The organism is Methanomethylovorans sp. PtaU1.Bin093, from assembly GCF_002067275.1.
Classification (GTDB): Archaea; Halobacteriota; Methanosarcinia; order Methanosarcinales; family Methanosarcinaceae; genus Methanomethylovorans.
This window is the reverse complement of the sequence record NZ_MVQX01000053.1, coordinates 1-8572: the sequence shown is the minus strand read 5'-3', so window position 1 is coordinate 8572 and position 8572 is coordinate 1. Positions and strand designations below refer to the sequence as shown.

The following is an 8572-nucleotide window of genomic DNA, read 5'->3' as shown; positions in this document are numbered from 1 at the left end:
CATGCATCGTTTTCCCGGTAATCAGTTATTTGTACGGATCTGCAGAATTGTTCGAACTGCTCATAGTACCTTGCCCGCTCGATCAAACCCTCGAATATTGTATTCATACTCTTCACCTCAAGATATAGTATGAAAGGAGTCTATATTAACCGGTCCCAAGCTATGTGAAAGTATTAGGGACACATATCAATGCTGATCATATCAATCCTTCAGGTTTTTCCCAAGAACAGATAATGCAAAATCCATACTTACTGTTTTTACGAAGATCGATTTCTGGCTGTTCTTTGCTCCACTGATGATGCTCACAGAAGAAACGGCCACATCAAATAAAGCTGCAAGCTGTTCTATCAGCTGTTCATTGGCCTTCCCTTTCTGTGCAGCCTGGGAAAGCTTAACTTCAATGCGTTTCCGCCAGGGATTATATCCGCTGGGAACACATGCATGTTTAGAACCAGGAGTTACTTCAAGATCTAGTACTATCCCACCACTAACCTCTCTCAATGCATCTCTGAAAGGCATAGATGTAGAAATCTCCAAATCATATATAGCTGTAACGAGAATAAATGATTGCACGCAGATAATGCTGTGGCCTGACGCACTAACTCCGGGAGCTCACCCTCTGGAATGTCCGCAGTCCTTCCCAGTTTCCCTCGTGACAGGCGCTTTTTGCATTATCTTATGTAGCGCATTATGGTTGACTGTACACTCATCGAAAGGCTCTGCCATGTTCTTGTGCAAGGACCTAAAAATGCGCACCATTGGGATGGGAATGTATCTATATCAATATTACGCATTAAGATAGAACAAATCTGCAATTTGGCGTGCAAAGCTGGTTACAACATGAAAAATCTTATTAACGATAATGAACATTTACCCCTTTAATATCACAGCTTTTTGTGGATCCACTATTAATAAGGGCACAGCAACGGGTTTCAAATGTCCAGTGAACAGATCATTTATGGGAAGATCATCCTGGGACCTGAACCAGAAACCATAGAAGGATACATCTGTCTGAAAGATGGGGTCATAACTGACATAGGAGAAGAGAAAACGAGCAGTGACATCATTATTTCTCCCTGTCTGGTGAACTCTCATACTCACATAGGTGATTCGGTTCTCAAAGACCCTGTACTTGGAAAGACAGTAGGCAACCGTGTAGAACGTGATCTGGATTCTCTTGTCAAGCCACCGGATGGTCTTAAACATCGCACACTACAGGCTACTTCACATTCCAGGCTCATCGAATCAATGAAAAGGACCATTTCCGACATGATAACTATCGGCACCTCTGCTTTTGCAGACTTCAGAGAAGGAGGTGTGCCTGGAACACTTGCATTAAAAGGTGCTCTTGACGGCAAAGATATAATGTGCAGGATCCTTGGGCGGATCAGTCGGACAGAAGGTTACAAAACAGATATTGAATATGAAGCTGAGCTCTTATTGCAGGAGTCTTATGGACTTGGCATAAGTGGTTCCAGAGACATGGACAGGACTATATTGGAAACATTGAGGGAAGTTGCAGCATCATGGAAGAAACCATTTTTCATTCACGCCGGAGAGAAAGACAGAAGTGATATAGACTCGGCACTTTCCTTAGATCCCGATGTTTTAATACATGTGACACATGCAGACCAGTCTGACCTCAGGCAAGTTGCAGACGAGCAAATACCAGTGGTTGTGTGCCCAAGGTCTAATTTCATAACAGGCGTAGGGATGTCTCCCGTGGAGAAAATGCTTGATCTTGGGATCAATGTAGCTATAGGTACGGACAATGTGATGTTTAATTCCCCCAATATGTTCGCTGAAATGGAGGTACTTGGAAAAATATTTAAAATAGACGATAGACAAGTATTTAAGATGTGTACGCTTAACGGTGCATCAATATTGAATGTCAATAAAGGTGGATATATTGCAAAGGGTCTTAGTCCAAAGATCATGATCCTAAATGCAAGCTCTGACAACCTTACAGGTATCACCGATCCTGTTAGAGGTATTGTCCGCAGGGCAAGACCCGATGATATCCTTACAATTATCAATTAATAAGTTCTGGAGGTTGGATAATGACAACCGAGTTTAAGAAAATATTCATTGCGACAGACGGTTCTGAACAGAACAGAAGAGCTATAGAGTATGGCATAGAACTGGCAAAAATAGCCGGGGGGAAATTATTTGTCGGCTACGTAGTGGACACAGCTGCTTTTGCATCCATACCCATGGACGCAGGATGGGAAATGATGTATGAGCTTCTGGAAACAGAAGCAAACGATGCTGTACAAAAAGTTGAGAAACTGGCAAAAAAAGCAGGTGTGGAAGCAGAGACCGTTGTACTTGAAGGTCATCCAAGTAACGAGATCATTGAATTTGCCCAAAAAAATGGGATCGATGTTATAGTTATGGGTACGCTGGGCAAGAGTGGTCTTGACAGATTCTTATTGGGAAGCGTTGCTGAGAAAGTTACCCGTAACTCCACAGTTCCTGTCCTGGTAGTAAAAGGTGTTTCCTCCAAGAAGGAGTGATCACGGAAGAGGATCTACATGCCTAAAAACATTAAAGTTTCAGATATAATGGTAAAAGATGTTGCCTGTGCAACACTTCCCGGATCTAGGGACGAAGTCCTGGATATCCTGAAAGCAAAAAGAGTATCAGGGGTACCTGTATTAAAGGATGGGAAACTTGTTGGTATCGTTAGCAGGTCAAATCTTTTGCAGAATCCGGAAGAAGAACAACTTGCATTGCTCATGACGAGGGACCCTGTAAGCATAAGTGAGGATAAAGATATCACAGATGCTGCCAGGCTGATCCTGCAACATAACATCCGCAGGCTTCCCGTAGTTGAAGATGGTAAACTGAAAGGTTTGCTTACAATTGCCGATATTGTTGGTGCACTTGCGGAACTGAACCTGATAGATCACGTAGGTCAGTACAGCAGCAATAAATCTGTACCTGTATGGAGTGAAACCCCTCTTAACGTCGTCGCAAGGGTAATGGAACTTGCAGATGTGAAGGCAGTTCCTGTGCTGAGCTCCGAACTGGAACTTGTAGGCATCATCTCGGACAGGGATGTCATAAGCGCCAGTATCATTGAAGACTCGGTAGAGATGTCAAACATGTCCAATGGTTCGGATGATGATCACTGGACATGGGAATCCATGCGTGATACCATGAGCATCTACTACAGTGTATCAAGGATCAGGGTGCCAAACGTACTTGCCAGGGATATCATGGTCACTAACCTTGTCAAAGCCTCATATATATCTGGTGTTAGCGAATGTGCACTTAAGATGAAACGTAATCGGATCGACCAGGTTCCAATAGTCAATGCAAACCAGAAGTTCCTTGGGCTGTTAAGGGATCGCGACCTTTTGAAATCAATTGTAAATCTTTGATCCTTTTTGCCGGATGCTTTTGGCATCCGGTGATTCTCTGTATGGTGGCTTACAATGAACCGGCCATTTACATTTATAAACTCAGCTATGTCCGCAGATGGCAAGATATCAACCTGGCAGCGAAAGCAGGTGAGGATTTCAGGATCTATTGATTTTGATCGCATGGACGAATTACGGGCTACATCCGATGCTGTTATGGTTGGAATAGGCACAGTGCTTGCCGATGATCCAAGCCTTACGGTAAAGTCTGCACAAAGGAAGGCTGAACGTAAGGCGAAAGGTCTTGAAGAGAACCCTATACGTGTTATAATAGACAGCCAGGCAAGAACTCCGATTGATGCTGATATTTTTAAAAAGGGCGAAGGTCAGAGAATAATTGTGATCACCTCTTCTGCTCCTTCTGAGACAGTAGAGGCATTGAGGACAAAAGCCAGGATCATGATCAGCGGGGAAAGCAAGGTAGATCTTCCTGATGCAATGGAACAGTTGTACCGCCTGGGTATCAGGCGCCTGATGATCGAAGGGGGAGCAACACTTAACTGGGCCATGCTCTCAAGCGGACTTGTGGATGAGATCTACACTTTTGTGGGCAATATTATAATTGGAGGTCAAACAGCTCCCACCTTGGTGGACGGACAAGGCTTCATTGGACACAGCACTCTGCCCCTTGAACTCATATCTGTCGGGAAAGTAGAGGATGGGGTGCTCTTAAAATGGAAAGTGCTCAACCTTCGTAAATGAATCACAATGGTTTTGTGTTGTGGTGTATTAACTCCACAAAACCTATATTCACACAAAACAGTATTCTAACTGACAGTTCCCAGGTGAATCTATGAACAAATATCTTTTCCTTTGCATCGTAGCATTATTAATAAGCTTCTCCGGTTGTCTTGATAACGGAACTGGATCCTCCGCGAACAGTACGGTAGTGGATGTTCAGGACCTGCAGCAAATAGATGAGGCGCTTGTTTCGGGGCCGGTTCTTGTAGACATTGGTTTTGCTTCTTGTCCTGCATGTAAGATAATGAAACCTACCATTGAGGAAATTTCACAAGAATATGCGGAAATGGCTACTGTGATGTACATTGATACGCGGGAAAACCCAGGAGTTGCCGTGGCTTTTGATGTCTATTCTGTGCCTGACATGTTCGTTATAGTGAATAGTAGTTCAGAAGGCTATCTCTATATGACACATGAAGGTGATATTACCAGAGACAGGAATATTGCAAGGTTCATCGGCGTAACAGAGAAAGCTGTTCTTACTAAAACCTTGGACATGGCTATTGCATCAAGGCAGAATGAGTGACAGGGACTGGCAGATCGAAGAATATGGTTACTACGGATATTAGCCCTCTGGCTGTGTTGCTCGCCGGCATAGTTAGTGTACTTTCTCCATGCACTCTTCCTTTACTGCCTGCGATCCTGGCTTTTTCCACAAAAGAAGGAAAACACAGTCCTCTTGCAGTGATAGCAGGTCTGGTGATCTCTTTCACAGCAATGGGTGTTATAACATCTGCCTTTGGAGCTTTATTAATACGCTACGTACCCTATCTACATCTGATAGCTTCTGTAACCATTGTTGTTTTTGGGATAGTTATGCTTTTTGACCTCCAGGTCTTCAATAGGTTATCTACCGTCACAAGTAAGGTCCATAATTCCAAGAAGCATGGGTTAATGGGTGGTATCCTGCTTGGGCTCTCTCTTGGCATAATCTGGATACCATGTGTCGGCCCATTGTTGGGAACTGTATTGGTACTGGTAGCAATGCAGGGCAGTCTGGCTTATGGTGCAACATTGCTGTTCATATACTCTATTGGTTTTGCAGTGCCCATGCTGATCATCGCATATTCTGCAAACGTTTCCTCTATGAGGTTAAGAACCATTGCACGCTACGACTTTATAGTCAAAAAGATAGCAGGCATTTTACTGATACTTGCAGGATTATGGATGGCAAACACCAGCCAAATAACTACACTTTTCCAGTTTTAAAAAACAAAATGAATTAAGTTGGATGCGGGGAAGATCATTCCTCGCATTCGTCCTTTGAATTGGCGATCGCCACAAGTTCGTTGACACAGGCAACGGCAATGGGAGTCCCTCCTCTGGTGCCGATACATGTGATGGAAGGTATGTCTGTATCCCTTACGACTTCCTTGGACTCTGCGGCATTCACAAAGCCCACAGGGGTTGCTATGACAAGGGCGGGCCTTATGCCATGCTCCACCATACGACACACTGCAAGTGCTGCGGAAGGAGCATTACCTATGGCAACGATAGAGCCTTCCAGCCTGTCCCTGCATGCAAGGAAGCCGGCTGCGGTTCTTGTGATGCCGAACTTCTTAGCGATGGAGGCGTCCTTGTCCTCGTCCATCACGCAGATGACATCGGATTTGTGTCCCATCTTAGTGATACCGTATTTTACCATGTTGATGTCCACGAATATGGGGGCACCTTTCTTCAGGGCTTCCACGCCTGCCTTTACAGGATCTTTGTTGAAATGCATAAGATATGCCATGGAAAGATCCCCCACCGCAACCATACAGCGCTGGCGTATCCTGTCCTCGATTGTCCTGTCTCCAACGATCTGTTTGGCAAGATTGCGGCTTGTCATATAGATAGCCTTTGCCTCATCGGTCTGAGCGCCGAGGTCGGTGCAGATGTCTATAAGTGTGGGATCCATTTTTGTTGTGAACTCCACAAGCTCTTCAAGTGCCGGCGAACCTGAATTTTTTTTGCTTTTAGTAGTCATACTTTCTCTGATACCCCCTTGGAGTGATGATCCTTTCCCCGTTATTGCTCTTCCATATCCTGGACTCGTTGTTAGCTATCAGGATAGTGGTGCTCATATCCACCCAGTCGTTATAGTTCATAACCTCGTCCAGAGTGGTAACAACATAGTCCTGGTCAGTGGTCCTTAATGCATTCTTTACAAGGCCGACTGGCACTGAACCATTCTTGTATTTTTTGATAATATCAATGGCCTGGGAAAAATTAGACTTGCGCTGTCTGCTTTTTGGATTATATAGGGAGATGACGAAATCTGCAGAAGCTGCTGCATGCAGCCTTTTTTCGATTACTTCCCAGGGTGTGAGCAGGTCGCTCAAACTTATAACTGCAAAATCATTTACGATAGGAGCACCCAATACACTTGCTGCTGCGGTGATGGCGGTAACTCCCGGAAGTACTTCGATATCAACATCAAGGCCTTCATGTTCCGCGACCTCCAGCACCAGTCCGGCCATACCATAGATGTTGGCATCTCCGCCACTGATCATGGATACTACCTTGTCCTTGGCCAGTTGCACTGCCTTGACAGCCCGGTCCACTTCCTTACCCATGGCGCTGCGGATTATCTCCTGTTTATCTATCAGCGCTGCGATCTGGTCAAGATACGTACCGTTACCTACGATGTAGTCAGAGTTCATCAATACGTCTCTGGCAGCAATGGTCATCTGGGGCACCGAACCAGGTCCAATGCCAATTATGTACAGCCTCCCTTTTCCAGCAGAGGTCTTATTCTGCGATTGCGATTGTGATCCTTCCATATACTTTCTTCCTTAAGATCAATTCCTTTTTTTCAGAAAGCGCCAATGCAGATGGTTCTGCCACCCCTGTCAAACCGAACCGATTTGCCTGGGAGCCAGATGGCGCGTCATAAAGATTGATTTCTTCTTCGGAAAGGAACTTGATGTCCTTCCCCAGCAGATTAACAGCTTCAAGCAGGCCAGTCTCGTTTTCCTTCAATTTCGATGAGGCAAAGATATCTATGTCATCGGTCTTTTTTCCCACTTCTGCAAGTGCAGATTCGATGGCAGATATGACCTCTTCTTTATTGACACCCCGTCTGGCTCCGATACCTATGATCATCTGTTTTCCGCCTTTTCCTTTTTCAGCACAGACACATCATCACCAACTACCACGATCTTGGGGCCTTTTATCTCGAGCACTTCCACATCCTGTTCCAGCAGGGAACAATTGACCTGCCGGGTGGAATCCTTGTTGACAATATCACATCCCAGGGCCTTGGCAATGCCCTCCACAGAGTTGCGGTTATGCACCTCTGTGGCTGTGGTGATAACAGGAATGGCACCAATTTCCGCTATCTTGCGGACCAGGTCGTTGGCACCGTGATGTCCCCCCAGAAGGGAAATAGCGAAGTTGAGGTTCGAGTCCACTACAACTACAGCCGGGTCCTTCCATTTATTCTGAATAAGTGGCGCTATGTCCCTCACCACAATACCAGTTGCGAACACAGCCACTATTGCATCGTATTCCTCAAATGCCTTCCTGAAGATCTCTCTTTCGTATAGCAGGACATCTGCACCAATGTGCCTGGCTATCCGCTGAGCAATCCCCAGGTTCCTTTCAAAGGTTATGACAGCGGTTCTTGTGCTACTCCGTATAGGTAAGACCTCCCATAGTTCTTGGGGTCTACCACCCCTCCGATGAGGATCATGGCTGAACGCTTTATGCCTGCATCCTTTACCTTCTGAGCAATGTCGGCCACAGTGCCGATGACGATCTTCTGGTCAGGCCAGGATGCGTGGAAGACCACGGCCACTGGAGTATCGGGACTGTACTCCACCTTTTTCATGATCTCCTCTATCTTCTGCGTGCCCAGGAAAACCGCCATAGTGGCATTATGCCGGGAAAGCTCCTTGATCTGGTCCTCCTCCAGGGTCTTGCCTGCGGGCCTTGTGATAATGAGGGTTTCTGTAACGTTGTTCAGAGTGAGCTGCGTCCTGAGTGCTGCTGCAGTTGCGAACACTGAGGATACACCCGGGATCACCTCTACTTCAACATCGAACTTCTTCAATTCCTCTATCTGTTCCACTATAGAACCATAGAGCGACGGATCGCCACTGTGCAGACGCACCACTTTTTTACCTGTGTTCAGAGCATCCACCATCAACTTGTTCGTTTCATCCAGGGTGAGGCCGTAGCTGTCCACTTTCTCTCCCTTTGAATAATTTAGCACTTCCGGGTTCACAAGAGAACCAGCATATACTACAAGGTCCGCCTGTTCCAGAAGCTCCTTGCCCATGACGGTTATGTACTTAGCATTACCCGGGCCCGAACCCACAAAATATACCTTATGAGCCATTATTTTATCCTCCATTATTCCTTTTGCCCGAACACTATGCTGAAGTAATTACCCTTTTCGGGGATTTTCTTCAATTCCTTTA

Annotated in this window: 12 protein-coding genes; 6 read left to right on the top strand and 6 right to left on the bottom strand. The window is 45.6% G+C overall.

The window, feature by feature from the left end; all coding sequences use genetic code 11:
* Positions 1-201 precede the first annotated feature (201 nt).
* Positions 202-519, bottom strand: coding sequence for a DUF167 domain-containing protein (locus A4E24_RS05915; protein WP_292352361.1), 318 nt, complete (start codon positions 517-519; stop codon positions 202-204).
* 417 nt (positions 520-936) lie between these two features.
* On the opposite strand from A4E24_RS05915, the gene A4E24_RS05910 reads away from it, so the two are divergent.
* The 6 genes from A4E24_RS05910 to A4E24_RS05885 all read left to right on the top strand — a co-directional run bounded on the left by A4E24_RS05910 (position 937) and on the right by A4E24_RS05885 (position 5375).
* Complete coding sequence (locus A4E24_RS05910) at positions 937-2040, top strand: amidohydrolase family protein (protein ID WP_292352360.1); 1104 nt, start codon at positions 937-939, stop codon at positions 2038-2040.
* A gap of 20 nt (positions 2041-2060) precedes the next feature.
* Complete coding sequence (locus A4E24_RS05905) at positions 2061-2516, top strand: universal stress protein (RefSeq protein WP_292352359.1); 456 nt, start codon at positions 2061-2063, stop codon at positions 2514-2516.
* A gap of 18 nt (positions 2517-2534) precedes the next feature.
* The gene (locus A4E24_RS05900) at positions 2535-3386 is read left to right on the top strand and encodes a CBS domain-containing protein (protein ID WP_292352358.1); all 852 of its coding nucleotides are present in this window, start codon (positions 2535-2537) and stop codon (positions 3384-3386) included.
* A 54-nt stretch (positions 3387-3440) separates the two neighbouring features.
* Entirely contained in the window at positions 3441-4127 is a 687-nt protein-coding gene (locus A4E24_RS05895; protein WP_292352357.1) for a 2,5-diamino-6-(ribosylamino)-4(3H)-pyrimidinone 5'-phosphate reductase, read from the top strand.
* 91 nt (positions 4128-4218) lie between these two features.
* Positions 4219-4692, top strand: a complete 474-nt coding sequence (locus A4E24_RS05890) for a co-chaperone YbbN (protein WP_292352356.1) — start codon at positions 4219-4221, stop codon at positions 4690-4692.
* Positions 4689-5375, top strand: coding sequence for a cytochrome c biogenesis CcdA family protein (locus tag A4E24_RS05885; RefSeq protein ID WP_367121159.1), 687 nt, complete (start codon positions 4689-4691; stop codon positions 5373-5375). The genes A4E24_RS05890 and A4E24_RS05885 overlap by 4 nt, the downstream gene beginning before the upstream one ends.
* Positions 5376-5409: 34 nt before the next feature.
* Here the strand turns inward: A4E24_RS05885 and A4E24_RS05880 are convergent, their stop codons facing one another.
* The 5 genes from A4E24_RS05880 to cobM all read right to left on the bottom strand — a co-directional run bounded on the left by A4E24_RS05880 (position 5410) and on the right by cobM (position 8490).
* Positions 5410-6135 carry a precorrin-8X methylmutase gene (locus tag A4E24_RS05880; protein WP_292352355.1) on the bottom strand — a complete coding sequence of 242 codons (726 nt, stop codon included), beginning with the start codon at positions 6133-6135 and terminating at the stop codon, positions 5410-5412.
* Complete coding sequence (gene cobJ, locus A4E24_RS05875) at positions 6125-6931, bottom strand: precorrin-3B C(17)-methyltransferase (RefSeq protein ID WP_292352354.1); 807 nt, start codon at positions 6929-6931, stop codon at positions 6125-6127. Before cobJ ends, A4E24_RS05880 begins: the two co-directional genes overlap by 11 nt.
* The gene (locus A4E24_RS05870; RefSeq protein ID WP_292352353.1) at positions 6900-7253 is read right to left on the bottom strand and encodes a cobalamin biosynthesis protein; all 354 of its coding nucleotides are present in this window, start codon (positions 7251-7253) and stop codon (positions 6900-6902) included. The genes cobJ and A4E24_RS05870 overlap by 32 nt, the downstream gene beginning before the upstream one ends.
* A complete protein-coding gene (locus tag A4E24_RS05865; protein WP_292352362.1) occupies positions 7250-7681 on the bottom strand; it encodes a cobalamin biosynthesis protein CbiG in 432 nt (143 codons plus the stop codon). Before A4E24_RS05865 ends, A4E24_RS05870 begins: the two co-directional genes overlap by 4 nt.
* A gap of 77 nt (positions 7682-7758) precedes the next feature.
* Positions 7759-8490, bottom strand: coding sequence for a precorrin-4 C(11)-methyltransferase (gene cobM, locus A4E24_RS05860; RefSeq protein ID WP_292352352.1), 732 nt, complete (start codon positions 8488-8490; stop codon positions 7759-7761).
* Between the last annotated feature and the right edge of the window lie 82 nt (positions 8491-8572).